Origin of the sequence: Mycobacterium pseudoshottsii JCM 15466, from assembly GCF_003584745.1 — a bacterium.
GTDB lineage: Bacteria > Actinomycetota > Actinomycetes > Mycobacteriales > Mycobacteriaceae > Mycobacterium > Mycobacterium marinum.
Genome location: NZ_AP018410.1, coordinates 5,682,661 through 5,695,921, shown reverse-complemented (window position 1 = coordinate 5,695,921; position 13,261 = coordinate 5,682,661). Strand labels below are relative to the sequence as shown.

15 protein-coding genes are annotated in these 13,261 nt (G+C 66.6%); 6 read left to right on the top strand and 9 right to left on the bottom strand.

All coding sequences use genetic code 11. The annotated features are described in order from the left end of the window. The first annotated feature begins 44 nt into the window (after nt 1-44). From carD to rlmB, 5 genes are read left to right on the top strand one after another with little or no spacing between them, the layout of a single operon-like run. Nucleotides 45-533, top strand: coding sequence for an RNA polymerase-binding transcription factor CarD (gene carD / locus MPSD_RS26115; protein WP_003419482.1), 489 nt, complete (start codon nt 45-47; stop codon nt 531-533). 16 nt (nt 534-549) lie between these two features. Further along, nucleotides 550-1,233, top strand: a complete 684-nt coding sequence (gene ispD, locus MPSD_RS26110) for a 2-C-methyl-D-erythritol 4-phosphate cytidylyltransferase (RefSeq protein ID WP_086085156.1) — start codon at nt 550-552, stop codon at nt 1,231-1,233. After that, nucleotides 1,230-1,727, top strand: coding sequence for a 2-C-methyl-D-erythritol 2,4-cyclodiphosphate synthase (gene ispF / locus MPSD_RS26105; protein WP_012396603.1), 498 nt, complete (start codon nt 1,230-1,232; stop codon nt 1,725-1,727). The genes ispD and ispF overlap by 4 nt, the downstream gene beginning before the upstream one ends. 57 nt (nt 1,728-1,784) lie before the next feature. Then, complete coding sequence (gene cysS / locus MPSD_RS26100; RefSeq protein ID WP_086085157.1) at nt 1,785-3,191, top strand: cysteine--tRNA ligase; 1,407 nt, start codon at nt 1,785-1,787, stop codon at nt 3,189-3,191. Next, nucleotides 3,192-4,124 (top strand): 23S rRNA (guanosine(2251)-2'-O)-methyltransferase RlmB, encoded by a 933-nt coding sequence (gene rlmB / locus MPSD_RS26095; RefSeq protein ID WP_020785701.1) that lies wholly within the window; start codon nt 3,192-3,194, stop codon nt 4,122-4,124. Between the two features lie 22 nt (nt 4,125-4,146). Here rlmB and MPSD_RS26090 read toward each other — a convergent pair whose 3' ends face one another. The 8 genes from MPSD_RS26090 to MPSD_RS26055 all read right to left on the bottom strand — a co-directional run bounded on the left by MPSD_RS26090 (nt 4,147) and on the right by MPSD_RS26055 (nt 11,273). After that, nucleotides 4,147-5,388: an SLC13 family permease gene (locus MPSD_RS26090; protein ID WP_086085158.1), complete on the bottom strand. Its 1,242-nt coding sequence runs from the start codon at nt 5,386-5,388 to the stop codon at nt 4,147-4,149. 22 nt (nt 5,389-5,410) lie between these two features. Continuing rightward, nucleotides 5,411-6,316, bottom strand: a complete 906-nt coding sequence (locus tag MPSD_RS26085) for an MBL fold metallo-hydrolase (RefSeq protein ID WP_020785703.1) — start codon at nt 6,314-6,316, stop codon at nt 5,411-5,413. Continuing rightward, complete coding sequence (locus MPSD_RS26080; RefSeq protein ID WP_015357436.1) at nt 6,316-7,074, bottom strand: LamB/YcsF family protein; 759 nt, start codon at nt 7,072-7,074, stop codon at nt 6,316-6,318. The genes MPSD_RS26085 and MPSD_RS26080 overlap by 1 nt, the downstream gene beginning before the upstream one ends. A gap of 18 nt (nt 7,075-7,092) precedes the next feature. Further along, nucleotides 7,093-7,842 (bottom strand): sensor domain-containing protein, encoded by a 750-nt coding sequence (locus MPSD_RS26075; RefSeq protein WP_086085159.1) that lies wholly within the window; start codon nt 7,840-7,842, stop codon nt 7,093-7,095. A 14-nt stretch (nt 7,843-7,856) separates the two neighbouring features. After that, nucleotides 7,857-8,525, bottom strand: a complete 669-nt coding sequence (locus tag MPSD_RS26070) for a sensor domain-containing protein (RefSeq protein WP_223161803.1) — start codon at nt 8,523-8,525, stop codon at nt 7,857-7,859. Between the two features lie 134 nt (nt 8,526-8,659). Further along, on the bottom strand, nt 8,660-9,511 hold the full coding sequence (locus tag MPSD_RS26065) for a metal ABC transporter permease (protein WP_020785706.1): 852 nt from the start codon (nt 9,509-9,511) through the stop codon (nt 8,660-8,662). Then, nucleotides 9,508-10,326, bottom strand: coding sequence for a metal ABC transporter ATP-binding protein (locus MPSD_RS26060; RefSeq protein WP_012396594.1), 819 nt, complete (start codon nt 10,324-10,326; stop codon nt 9,508-9,510). Before MPSD_RS26060 ends, MPSD_RS26065 begins: the two co-directional genes overlap by 4 nt. A gap of 8 nt (nt 10,327-10,334) precedes the next feature. Continuing rightward, a complete protein-coding gene (locus MPSD_RS26055; RefSeq protein ID WP_165601463.1) occupies nt 10,335-11,273 on the bottom strand; it encodes a metal ABC transporter solute-binding protein, Zn/Mn family in 939 nt (312 codons plus the stop codon). Between the two features lie 62 nt (nt 11,274-11,335). Between MPSD_RS26055 and MPSD_RS26050 the strand changes: the two genes are divergently transcribed. After that, nucleotides 11,336-12,415, top strand: a complete 1,080-nt coding sequence (locus MPSD_RS26050) for an Rv3575c family transcriptional regulator (protein WP_086085161.1) — start codon at nt 11,336-11,338, stop codon at nt 12,413-12,415. Nucleotides 12,416-12,421: 6 nt separating this feature from the next. Here MPSD_RS26050 and kstR read toward each other — a convergent pair whose 3' ends face one another. Further along, on the bottom strand, nt 12,422-13,024 hold the full coding sequence (gene kstR, locus MPSD_RS26045) for a cholesterol catabolism transcriptional regulator KstR (RefSeq protein WP_011741789.1): 603 nt from the start codon (nt 13,022-13,024) through the stop codon (nt 12,422-12,424). Between the last annotated feature and the right edge of the window lie 237 nt (nt 13,025-13,261).

Sequence of the window (13,261 nt, the reverse complement as noted above, 5' to 3'; positions counted from 1 at the left end):
AGGGGGGCGTGTTAGCATGGAGTGACGAAAGGGGCCTAAATCAGATGATCTTCAAGGTCGGTGACACCGTTGTCTACCCACACCACGGTGCTGCGTTAGTCGAGGCGATCGAAACCCGGACCATTAAAGGGGAACAAAAAGAGTATCTCGTCTTGAAGGTGGCGCAGGGCGACCTGACGGTTCGAGTGCCCGCTGAGAACGCTGAGTACGTCGGAGTTCGCGATGTCGTCGGTCAGGAAGGTCTCGACAAAGTCTTCCAGGTGCTGCGCGCCCCGCACACCGAAGAGCCGACCAACTGGTCCCGTCGTTACAAGGCCAACCTGGAGAAACTCGCTTCGGGCGATGTAAACAAGGTGGCCGAGGTGGTTCGCGATCTGTGGCGTCGCGACCAGGAGCGCGGCCTGTCGGCCGGCGAGAAGCGCATGCTGGCAAAAGCCCGCCAGATTCTGGTCGGCGAACTGGCTCTGGCCGAAAGCACCGATGACGCTAAAGCGGAAACAATCCTCGACGAGGTTTTGGCCGCCGCTTCCTGATATCCCGAGTCGTTAGGTGGCCGGGGGAACCCAGGGCGTCGCCGCGATTGTTCCGGCCGCAGGGTCGGGTCAGCGGCTCGCGGCTGGCGTGCCTAAGGCGTTCTATCAACTCGAAGGTCAAACTCTGGTTGAGCGAGCCGTCAGGGGCTTGCTCGAATCCGGGGTGGTGGCCACCGTCGTGGTGGCGGTACCCCCAGATCGCACCGACGAGGCAAAGCTGATCCTGGGCCGCGAGGCCACCATTGTGGCCGGCGGCGCCGATCGCACCGAAAGTGTGAGCCGGGCCTTGTCCGCCTTGTCGGCCGGCGTCTCGCCGGAATTCGTACTTGTCCATGACGCTGCGCGGGCGCTGACGCCGCCGGCACTGGTCGCGCGGTTGGTCGACATGTTGCGGGCTGGCCATGCCGCGGTCGTACCGGTGCTGCCGCTCACTGACACAATCAAGGCTGTGGATGCCAATGGGGTGGTTCTGGGTACGCCGGAACGCGCGGGGCTGAGGGCGGTGCAGACCCCGCAGGGGTTCTCCACCGAACTGCTGCTGCGCGCCTACCGACACGCGGGCGTCTCCGCCTTCACCGATGACGCATCGCTGGTTGAGCATGTCGGTGGGCAGGTGCACGTGGTTGCCGGCGACCCGCTGGCGTTCAAGATCACCAACCGTCTCGATCTGTTGCTGGCCCACGCGGTTGTGCGCGGGTGAACGGCCTACCCCGAGTGGGCCTGGGTGTTGACGTTCACCCGATCGAGCCCGGAAGACCATGCTGGCTGGTGGGGCTGCTGTTCCCGAGCGCCGACGGCTGCGCCGGGCATTCCGACGGGGACGTCGCCGCGCATGCGCTGTGTGATGCCGTGTTGTCGGCGGCCGGGCTGGGCGACATCGGTGACGTGTTCGGCGTCGGTGATCCACGCTGGGAAGGGGTCAGCGGCGCCACCATGCTGCGTCATGTGGTCGAGCTGATCACGCAGCACGGCTATCGGGTCGGCAACGCCTCCGTGCAGGTGGTCGGCAACCGGCCGAAGATCGGCTGGCGACGTTACGAGGCCCAGGCGGTGTTGTCCCGATTGCTCAACGCCCCGGTGTCGGTATCGGCCACCACCACTGACGGACTTGGCCTGACCGGACGCGGCGAAGGTTTGGCCGCGATCGCGACGGCATTGGTGGTTTCCCTGCGTGATCCGCTGGGATCCCAGTAGGGCTCAGCGCGACGCTTGCCGCCATCGCATATCGCGCAGGCAGTAAGCTGGCACGCCGTGACCGAACGTGCCGGCTTGCGGCTACATGACACGGCGGCAGGTGCCGTGCGTGATTTCGTTCCGCTGCGCGAGGGCCACGTCTCCATCTACCTCTGCGGAGCGACGGTGCAGGGTCTTCCCCACATCGGTCACGTCCGCAGCGGGGTTGCCTTCGACATCCTGCGGCGCTGGCTGATGGCGCGGGGTTTTGACGTCGCCTTCATCCGCAATGTGACCGACATCGACGACAAGATCCTCAACAAGGCCGCCGCTGCCGAGCGCCCGTGGTGGGAATGGGCCGCCACCTACGAGCGTGCGTTTACCGCGGCCTACGACGCGCTGGATGTCCTTCCGCCGTCAGCGGAGCCCAGGGCCACCGGCCACGTGACTCAGATGGTTGAGCTGATCGAGCGGCTGATCGAACGGGGCCACGCCTATGCCGGTGGTGGCGACGTCTATTTCGATGTCCTGAGCTATCCCGATTACGGCCAGCTGTCCGGGCACAAGGTCGACGACGTCCATCAGGGCGAGGGGGTGGCGACCGGTAAGCGTGACCAGCGCGATTTCACCTTGTGGAAGGGTGCGAAACCGGGCGAGCCGTCCTGGCCGACGCCATGGGGCCGCGGGCGCCCGGGCTGGCACCTGGAATGCTCCGCCATGGCTCGCACTTACCTCGGCGCACAGTTCGACATCCATTGCGGTGGGATGGATTTGATCTTTCCCCATCACGAGAATGAGATTGCGCAGAGCCGGGCCGCCGGCGACGGGTTCGCCCGCTATTGGTTGCACAACGGGTGGGTGACCATGGGCGGGGAAAAGATGAGCAAGTCGCTGGGCAACGTGTTGGCGATTCCGACCATGCTGCAGCGGGTCCGCCCGGCCGAATTGCGCTACTACCTGGGTAGCGCTCACTATCGGTCGATGCTTGAGTTCTCCGATATCGCCCTGCAGGACGCGGTGAACGCCTACGTCGGGGTTGAGGAGTTCCTGCACCGGGTGCGCAGCCGGGTCGGTGCCGTCGTTGTGGGTGATTGGACGCCGCGATTCGCCGCAGCGCTCGACGACGATCTTTCGGTCCCGATCGCGCTGGCCGAAATTCACCACACCCGCGCCGAAGGCAACCGCGCGCTCGACGCCGGGGACCACGATGCAGCGCTGCAAAGCGCAAGCTCAATTCGCGCGATGATGGGCATCCTGGGCTGCGACCCGCTCGACGAACGCTGGGAATCTCGGGACGAGACGTCGGCCGCGTTGGCGGCCGTCGACGTGCTGGTCCAGGCCGAGTTGGAGAACCGCCAGAAGGCGCGCGAAGAGCGCAACTGGGTGCTGGCCGATGAGATTCGCAACCGCCTCAAGAACGCCGGTATCGAGGTCACCGATACCGCCGACGGACCGCAGTGGCTGTTGGGTGGTGACGGTAAGTAGATGGCTGGTAATTCTCAGCGCCGGGGAGCGATACGCAAGTCGGGCACCAAGAAGGGCACCAGCGTCGGGTCCGGCGGCCAGCGCCGTCGTGGTCTGGAAGGGCGCGGTCCCACGCCGTCGGCACACATGCGGCCCAACCATCCCGCCGCGAAGCGGGCCAAAGCGCAGCAGCGCCGGCCGGCCCGAGGCCGCACTGACGAAACCGAAACCGTGCTGGGCCGCAACCCGGTGCTGGAATGCCTGCGGGCCGGCGTGCCGTCGACGGCGCTCTACGTCGCGCTTGGTGTCGAAGCGGACGAGCGACTGACCGAGTCCGTCTCTCGAGCCGCCGACTCCGGAATTCCGATTCTCGAAGTGCCCCGGACCGATTTGGACCGGATGACCGCCAACCATCTTCATCAGGGCATCGCGCTGCAGGTGCCGCCGTACAACTACGCCCATCCCGATGATCTGCTGGCTGCCGCATTGGATACGCCGCCAGCGCTTCTGGTCGCGTTGGACAACATCTCCGACCCGCGCAACCTCGGCGCCATCGTGCGTTCGGTAGCGGCCTTCGGCGGCCACGGCGTGCTAATCCCACAACGTCGTTCGGCTTCGGTGACGGCGGTAGCGTGGCGCACCAGCGCCGGGGCGGCTGCCCGGATGCCGGTCGCGCGGGCCACCAATCTCACCCGAGCCCTGAAGGATTGGGCCGATCGCGGCGTGCGGGTGGTGGGCCTGGATGCCGGCGGCGCCGCCGCCATCGACGACCTGGACGGCAGCGACCCGATCGTGGTGGTCGTCGGTTCGGAAGGCAAGGGGCTGTCCCGGCTGGTGCGGCAGACCTGCGATGAGGTGGTATCGGTGCCGATGGCCGGCCCGACCGAATCGCTGAACGCCTCCGTGGCCGCCGGTGTGGTGCTCGCCGAAATCGCCCGTCAGCGCAGAACCTGACGCCGGCCGCGCACCAGCTCGATCACAGGCCCAGCAGTCGCACGCTGACCCACAACCCGATTACCGCGGCTACCAGCGCAACCGGGACTGTGCACAACCCGAGTCGGGTGTACTCGCTGACCCCGGCCTCGACGTTGTGCTGGCGCAGTACCCGCCGCCACAGCAGATTCGAGAGCGAACCTACATAGGTCAGGTTAGGTCCGATGTTGACCCCGATCAGCACCGCCAGTACGGCAGCCGGACCGTTGCCCGCCACCAACGGCATCAATACCAGCGTCGCGGGCAGGTTGTTGACCACGTTGGCCAGCAGCGCGGCCACCGTGGCGATCACCAGGAGCGCCGTCAGCCCCGATCCCGATGGCACCACCGCGGACATCTTGTCAGCGATTCCGCTGAGCATGACGGCCTGAACGACCACCCCCAGCGCCAGCACGAACACCAGGAACGACACATTGGCCGAGCGGGCAATCTCGATTACCGAGGTGTGGCGATGGCGCAGACTGCGCACCGCCAGTACGGAGGCACCGGCCAGGGCCGCCCATGCGGGCGCCACGCCCAGCGACTCGGCGGTGGCGAACCCGACCAGCGTCAGCGCCACGACCACCAAAACAAACACCGGCGGCCGCGGTGGTGGCCCCACATGCTCACGATTGGGCTCTGCGACCAGATCCCGTGCGAAGAACCAGCGGAAGATCACGTACACCGCAGCTATCGCCAACAGCCACGGCAACGTCATCACCAGGGTGAATTTGGTGAACGAGATGTCGGCCCCACGGTAGGCGAGCAGGTTGGTCAGGTTTGACACCGGCAGCAACAGCGAGGCGGCATTGGCCAAGTGGGCCGTGGCGTAGGCATATGGTCGAACGGGTGTTCGCAATCTGCGCACGGCGGCCAGGACCACCGGCGTCAACAGCACCACGGTGGCATCCAGACTCAGCGCCGCGGTGATCAGCGCGGCTACCACGAAAACCTGGCCTAGCGGCCCGTGTGAACTGCGGCTGGACCGCGCCATCGCGGCACCCGCGGCCTCGAACAGGCCTTCGTCGTCGCAGAGTTTGGCCAGGACCAGCACCGCGCCGAGGAAGGCGACCACTCCGGCCAACCCGGAAACCTGTGCCGCCGCCTGCTGCGGCGAGATGGCGCCCATCGCGATCAAGATGCCGGCCGCCGGAACCGCGGCCACCGCCTCGGGCCACCCGCGCGGACGTGCTACCGCAAACGCGAGGACTACCGCTAGCAGTAGCAGCGCAACCGTTAGTGTCAAGTTTCAGCAGCTCTTTACGTCTTTACACCCAGGGATCCTCGCGTTGCCACACGGTCGGCATCTGCAACGGGATGCCGTCTTGTGCAGCCAACTCATCGAGAATACGGATGGACATATCCAGATCGTCGGCCGCATAAGGAAAGGCCCGCATCGGCTTTGACAGCGGGCGGAAGAAGTCGTCCCAGTGGACAAGGACCACGCGGCGTGCCGCGACCGCGCGCACCACCTCGTTCCAATAGTCGATCAGGTATGACCGCCGTTGCAGCCCCAGCTGGCCGACGCCGAGGTAGACGACCTCGGCGCGGTAGGCGACGAATCCGGCGCTGCCCTGGATCAGCAGCCGCCGCCCCGACGGTCGGTGGTGGATGTGCGTCGACCAGGCTTCACCGCAGCGGTAGGCCGACGCCTTTACCGGTGGGACCACCGGCTCGCTGATCACCCCGGGAAATCGGTCCGGGGGGCAGTGGTGCGACTCGATCAGGGTGACGTCGTAGGCGCCCAACTCCATCGACTGGCCGGGGACAGCCACCACCAGGCGATCCTCGGCCAGCCCGTAGCCGCGCCCGATATTGGCCGCGGATTCGCCACCGACCAACAGCGCGCCGGTACGGTCGGCCACCAGTGCGGAGTCCATCGCGTGGTCGATATGGGTGTGCACCGGTATGACGGCCGCCAGTTCCGACGCCTTGGCTTGGGCCAGGCAGCCGTCGACGCGCGCCGCCGATGGCGCCAGCTTGCCGGCAGCGACCTGCGCCAGGCTCGGCCGGGAGAAGTATCCGTCGGTCATCAGCGCCGATGAGCCGTCGTCGAGTAGCACCGTCGACACACCGATCCACATCGCCGAGAGCGGAGCATCGGGCTTGGCAGCGGGAACGCCAAACCGATGTGAATAGCGCTTGAGGTCGGGCCGCCCGAATCGAAGACGCATCAGCAAAACGCCCTTATCTCGTTGCCGGCCGCCGTCAGCCGGTCCCGCACCGCCGTCGCGATCTGCACCGCGCCGGGCGAATCCCCGTGCACACAAATCGATTCCATGGTGATCGGGACTTGCGTGCCGTCGACCGCGGTGACCTTGCCCGAGGCCACCATGGACACCGCCCGCTGCGCGATCGCCGCGGCATCGGCCAGCACCGCACCGTGCTCGCGACGCGAGACCAGTTGTCCGTCGGACCGGTAGGCGCGATCGGCGAACGCCTCGGCGACCGTGCGTAGCCCAAGGTCGGTCGCTTGTTGGAAAAACACCGAGCCCGTCATCCCCAGCACCGGCAGCGTGGCGTCCACCATCCGTACCGCCTCGGCGACGGCGGCCGCCTGGTCCCGGTGGGTCACGATGGTGTTGTACAGGGCGCCATGGGGTTTGACGTAGGACACCGTGGATCCACAAGACTGGGCTATGGCCTGCAATGCGCCGATCTGGTACACGACTTCGGCGACCAGATCTTCCGGGTCCACATCGATGAAACGCCTGCCGAAGCCAGCAAGATCGCGATAGCCCACCTGGGCTCCGATCCGCACCCCCCGCTCGGCGGCCGCCCGGCACACGCGAAGCAGGCCGGCAGGTTCTCCGGCGTGAAAGCCGCACGCCACGTTGGCGCTGGTGACTATTCCAAGCATGGCGTCGTCGTCGCCCAACTGCCAAATGCCAAAGCCTTCGCCCAAGTCGGCGTTGAGGTCGATATAGGGCACGTGCCTAGCTTATGGGGACTATTGGGGTATCCGGGAGATCACCTGGTCGATGAGGTTTTCCAGCGCCGAGGTCGTGTTTTTGCTCATCAGGCAGACCTGCGCCTCGGCGAGCACGCTGTCCTGCAACGCCATCGCGTGTGAACACGTCCATCGGGGGTCTTCCTGTTGGCGCAGCAACACCTCGATGCGCGAGCCGCTGGCGATCACAGGTCCGGTGTTGAAGTAGCTGTGGTTGCCGTTGGAAGAGTGAAAGCCGTATCGCCGATTCGCGCAGCCCTGCCAGTCCTGGCGCGCGCGTTGCAGCAATGCGGCGGCATCGGCGGCGACGGGAAACGATGTGAGTAGCTGTGTGACGTCGGCCTGTACGACATTGGGGCTGGTCATCTGGTTGCCGCGCATCGCGACCCAGCCGCTGTTGGCGTAGACGGACGTGTCGCCGATCGACGCCAGCCCCAGGCAGGTGGGATCGTCGACGACCTTGGACCCGTCGGCTGTGCCGGTAATCGCGCCGACCAGCGACATGTTGGTTCCACCGACTAGCGCCACCACTTGTTGCTGAGTCAGCAGTGCTCCCTCCAGTGCGGCCGCCGCCACAATGCGTGGCGCTGCTCTGGTGGTTGTGGTGGGGGCATGGCCCAGGTTGGCGGCCGGCAAGGCGGTGCCCGCCACGGTGGTGCTACAGCCGGCCAGCGCCAGAGCGGCCGTCGCTGCCAGCGCCATCGCGCCCCGCGCCAGCCTCAGGTGGGGAACCCAGCCGGTTACCTGCATGGCCCGCTGCGGGCCTACTGTTTGGCGGCTTTGGCCGCGATCTGTTGCGCAACATCGGCCGCCACCGCACCCGATTGGCTGTAGGCGCACGTCACCACATCGATGGCGACGTTGTTGCGCACGGTCAGAGCCCGTTGGCAGGTCCATCCGTCGCCGGCTTCCTGGACCTGGGAGGTGCTCAGCATGCCGTTGTCATTGACGACGTCGGAGACCGTCCAGATGGTGTCGGGTTGGTCCGTGCTGACGTCGGTGAAACGGCGATTCGAGCAGTTGCCCCAACTGCGTACCGAGGAGTTGTAGAAAGCGCTGGCATCGTGGGCGCTGGGAAAGGCCACAACGGCCTGAATGGCGTAGTGCTTGCGTCGCTTGGAATCATCGACGCTGTCGTCCATCCGCTGGCCTCGCATCGCGGTCCAACCGGTGCCGGCGTACACCTCGTCCTGGGCGGGGCCATCGACTGCCAAGCAGTTCTTGTCCGAGATGTTCTTGCTCCAGTCCCACATCGCCTTGGCGTTGAACCAGACTTTCATCGAGGTCGCGCCCAGTGCGCTGTCGATCTGGCTGACGTCGAGCAGGAGATCGTCCAGCGCTGAAACGGCGATCGGAGTCTGGTTCAACGGCCCCGACATATCCGCGGCCACTGCATTGCCATCGACGATGTTGGTGCAACCGGTGACGAGCATCCCCGCACCTCCCACCAGCGCGGCTAGCGCGGCGACTCGCTGGCGCACTATTCCCTCCCCTCACGACCCCCAACGACGGCCGCAAGTCGGTGCACCCGGCTTGACGACCGTGTGCGACCAGGATAAACGCTGCCTCAGCGGTGGCGCCCCAGCAGTCGACAAATCAGATAGATCAGGAAGGAGATGGTGGCCACAAACACCGACACCGGTACCCCGGGGGCCAGGGACAACACGATGCCACCCACGGCCGCCACCTCCGCGAAAACCACCGAGGTCAGGATCGCCGCGGCCGGTGCGGTGACCACTCGCGCGGCCGCGGCGGCCGGGGTGATCAGCAAGGACATCACCAGCAGGGCTCCGACAATCTGGACCGCCTGAGCCGCCACCACACCGACCAGGGCGGCAAAAACGATGCTCAGGGTGCGCACCGGGACGCCGCGGGCCGCGGCGACCTCGGGGTCGACGGTGGCGAACAGCAGCGGCCGGTAACAGATCGCCAGCGCCGCGACGACAAGAACGCAGATCAGCGCCAGCATGGTCAGGCCGGAATAGCCGACGCCGACGATCTGGGCGGTCAGTAGCGCGAAACTGGTTCCGGTCCGTCCCGGGTAGAGGTGGATGAACAGGACTGCCAAGCCCATCCCGAACGCCAGCACGACGCCGATCACCGAGTCACGCTCGCGGGCACGCTGGCCCAGAATGCCGAACAGTGCCGCCGCCAACGCGCTGCCCACCAGCGCGCCGACGCCCACCGGCAACCCGGACAGCAGTGCGAACGCCGCTCCGGTCAGCGATAACTCGCTCGAGCCGTGAACGGCGAACGACATCTGGCGCATCACGACGAACGGCCCGATCAATCCGGCCACCAGCCCGAGCAACGCGGCGGCTATCAGCGCCTGCTGGACGAAGTCGTGTCTGAGTAGGTGGGCGGTGATGTCGAACGCGAACAGATGGTCCAGCATGTCGACGAGCCGGTCGTTGGTCATCGGAGCCCGTCCTGGGCGTCGACTACCAGATAGCGGGTGTGGGGGCCCTTGACGACTTTGATCACCTCGATATCGGCGCGGTACAGCGTCGAGAGGGTCTGGCTGGTCATCACCTGCTCGACGGTGCCGATCAGGAATCGCCCGTCGACCAGGTAGAGCACCCGGTCCACGTACGGCAAGATCGGGTTGACCTCGTGGGTGACCACCATGACCGCGGTTGCGGCCTCCCGGCGACGGCGATCGAGCAGGGCGGCGACCAGGTTGGCGTTGGCCGGGTCGAGGGCCAGTAGCGGTTCATCGCACAGCAGCAACGACGGGTCGCTTGCCAGTGCCTGGGCGACGCGTATCCGCTGCAGCTCGCCCCCCGACATCAGCCCCACCCGGACGTCGGCAAGCCGCTCACCGTCGACCTGCTGCAGCGCCCGCTGCACGGCTTCGCGGCGACGGGCCCGCTCGCCCGAGCGCAACGCAACCGCACCCCACCGGCATCCGTCGACACCCAGCCCGACCAGGTCGCGCCCGCGCAGCATCACCTCCCGGTCGATCGGATGGTGCTGTGGGACATAGCCGATATGGCCGCGGCGCGTTCGACCGGTGTCGAGCCTGGCGCCGTCCACCAGCGCCACACCTGCGCTCAACGCGAGTTCGCCGAGCAACACCTTGAGCAACGAGGTCTTGCCGGTGCCGTTGGGCCCGAGCACGGCGATGAATTCGCCGCGTGACACCGACAGATCGAGGTCCTCCCACAGGACCCGATCGCCGAATGCCAGCCGCGCACCGCGCAGCGCAATTGCCGGGTGGTTCGACTGGTTCAAGGACGTGCCTAGCGGCCGGACCGCAACGCCGCCGCCAGCTGGTCGACGGTGTTGCGCTGCCAGGTCAGGTAGTCGGTGTCGATCGGCATGGTCTCGGACACTTCGGCCACGGGCACCCCGGCCCGGTGCGCGGCGGCCTGCAGACCGGCGGTCGTGGCGGTGGCGGTCTGCGGGTTGACCAATAACGCCGCGACCTCCCGGCGGTCGATCAGGGTCAGCACCGAGGCGAGGTCGGCGGGTGCCGGATCGCTGTCGTTCTCATTGGCCTGAGCGAATGCGGCCGGGGTGCGATTGACCAGTCCGGAGGCCGCTAGCAGGTAGTGCACCACGGGTTCGGTCGCGATGACCCCTACGGCCGGGTGCTCGGCACCGATGGCGCGTTCGGAATCGACGATGGCGTCCGCGTTGCGGCCGAACTCGACCGCGTTGGTCCGGTATTCGGCGGCATGGGCCGGGTCGATGATCGCCAGCCGTTCGGCGATCGTGGCGGCGACGGACTTGGCGACGTGCAGGTTGTAGAAGACGTGCTCGTCGGGTGGGCGTGCCGCATCGGTTCCCAGCAGGGAGTAGGCGTCGATTGCGTTGATGGCCGGATGGTTGGCCAGCACGTTGTCCACCCACGGGTCGTAGCCGCCGCCGTTGTAGATCAGCAGGCTGGAGTCGGCGATCATGGCGGCGTCGACCGGACTGGCCTGATACGAGTGCGGGTCCGAAGCCGCGCCCGTGAGGATTGACTTCACCGCGAGATGTCCTCCGGCGACGGCGCGCGCCACGCTGCCCCAGACATCGGTTGATGCCACCACCGTGGCCGCGCCGGGGTGCGCGTCGTGGTCGGTTCCGCACGCCGCAACACCGGTTGCGCCGAGCACGGATAGCAGGATGGCCGAGAACCCGTGTGCCACCCTGACCCGCAACTTACCTCTAATAGTAATGACAACCGTTTCCATTAGAAACTCGACTGGTCGCGTCGCGTGGCCGTGCGGCCGGGGGCGTTGTAGCCTCACCGAACGTGAGTCCCACTCCGCGGCGGCGTGCGACTCTGGCGTCGTTGGCAGCCGAACTCAAGGTGTCGCGCAGCACCATCTCGAATGCCTTCAACCGGCCGGACCAGCTCTCCGCCGAACTGTGTGAACGGGTGCTGGCCACGGCCAAGCGGATGGGCTATCCGGGGCCTGATCCGGTGGCCCGCTCGTTGCGGACTCGAAAAGCGGGCGCCGTCGGTTTGGTGATGGCCGAGCCGCTGACCTACTTCTTCAGCGACCCCGCGGCACGCGACTTCGTAACCGGTGTGGCGCAATCCTGCGAGGAGCTGGGGCAGGGGCTGTTGTTGGTGGCCGTCGGTGCCAGCCGGAGCCTCGAAGATGGCACCGCGGCAGTGCTCAATGCCGGGGTGGACGGTTTCGTCGTGTACTCGGTCCGCGACGACGATCCCTACCTGCAGGTGGTTCTGCAGCGCCGGCTACCGGTGGTGGTGGTCGACCAGCCCAAGGAGCTGGCCGGGGTGTCCAGGGTGGGCATCGACGACCGGGCGGCGATGCGCAAGATCGCCGATTACGTGCTGAGCTTGGGGCATCGTCAGATCGGGCTGTTGACCATGCGCCTGGGCCGGGACCGGCGCCAAGATCTGGTCGATGCCGAGCGGCTCAAGTCGCCGACTTTCGATGTGCAGCGTGAGCGCATCACGGGCGTGTGGGAGGCGATGACCGCCGCCGGTGTCGATCCGGAATCGCTGACCGTGGTGGAAAGCTACGAGCACCTGCCGACCTCGGGTGGCGACGCGGCCAAGGTGGCGCTGGAAGCCAACCCGCGGATCACGGCCTTGATGTGCACGGCGGACATCTTGGCCTTATCGGCCATGGATTACCTGCGCGGGCACGGCATTTATGTTCCGGGGCAGATGACCGTGACCGGGTTCGACGGCGTGCCCGAAGCGATCAGCCGGGGATTGACGACGGTGTCGCAGCCGAGCCTGCAAAAGGGCCGCCGCGCCGGGGAGCTGCTGCAGAACCCGCCGCGATCCGGTCTGCCGGTCGTCGAGCTGCTCGATACCGAGCTGATCCGGGGCCGCACCGCGGGCCCGCCGGCTTGACCGGTGTTAGGCGGTCGCCTCCTGATCGCCGATCAGCAGCCGTACCGCCAAATCCAGCCGCTTGCTGACGTCGGTGGCCGAGGCGCGCCGGGTCAGCCACGCGAGCAGGTTCGAGAGCCACACGTCGGAAATCACCCGGGCGATGTGGTACTGGTCCTCGGTGGGCTCGCCGTCGGCCATCGCCCGGGCAAACATGCTGTCGATGAGCTTTTCCACCTGGTCGACCTCGGTGGCCGCAGATGCGTCGGCGAACACGTAGGCGCGTGTCATCGCCTCGGTGAGCAGCGGATTGCGCTGCATCGCCCGGTTGAGTTTTCCGACCATGAAGTTGAGCCGCTGAAACGGCGTGCCGCCGGTCATCGCCGACCGGTCCGTCTTGGCGTCGATGCGGCTGAACTCGCGGCCCAGCGCCGACACCAGCAGATGAACCTTCGACGGGAAGTACCGGTACAGCGTGCCGACCGCGACGTCGGCCCGGTCGGCCACGGCACGCATCTGCACGGCCTCGTAGCCGCCCTTCGAGGCGATGGCCATGGTGGCGTCCAGGATGCGCTTGCGGCGCTCCCGCTGTGCCTCCGAGCCCAGCTCTGATTCAGCCAGTACTGCCACCTTCACGACCTCACGAGGTTGTGCGTCGGCAGCACGGCCAGGGTTGGTGTTCGCTGGCGACATCTGGCGGGCAACTCCTCTCCCGGGCGGATCGCTGCAAAACGATACGCATGTTGTGCGTAAATTTCTCACCTCCGCGTAGCCGGGACAACGACGTGTACTGGCCTAATGGCCACCAACTTGACGTTGGTCGTCTGCACTATTAGAACACGTTCTAGTAAGTATGAACGGTTCTCG

Coding starts and splice junctions, on each gene's coding strand:
- MPSD_RS26070 (WP_223161803.1), bottom strand. CDS start 8,525: ATGCTCGTCACCGGTTGCACCAACATCGTCGATGGCAATGCAGTGGCC.
- MPSD_RS26065 (WP_020785706.1), bottom strand. CDS start 9,511: ATGACCAACGACCGGCTCGTCGACATGCTGGACCATCTGTTCGCGTTC.
- MPSD_RS26055 (WP_165601463.1), bottom strand. CDS start 11,273: ATGGAAACGGTTGTCATTACTATTAGAGGTAAGTTGCGGGTCAGGGTG.
- MPSD_RS26085 (WP_020785703.1), bottom strand. CDS start 6,316: ATGCGTCTTCGATTCGGGCGGCCCGACCTCAAGCGCTATTCACATCGG.
- carD (WP_003419482.1), top strand. CDS start 45: ATGATCTTCAAGGTCGGTGACACCGTTGTCTACCCACACCACGGTGCT.
- MPSD_RS26075 (WP_086085159.1), bottom strand. CDS start 7,842: ATGCAGGTAACCGGCTGGGTTCCCCACCTGAGGCTGGCGCGGGGCGCG.
- rlmB (WP_020785701.1), top strand. CDS start 3,192: ATGGCTGGTAATTCTCAGCGCCGGGGAGCGATACGCAAGTCGGGCACC.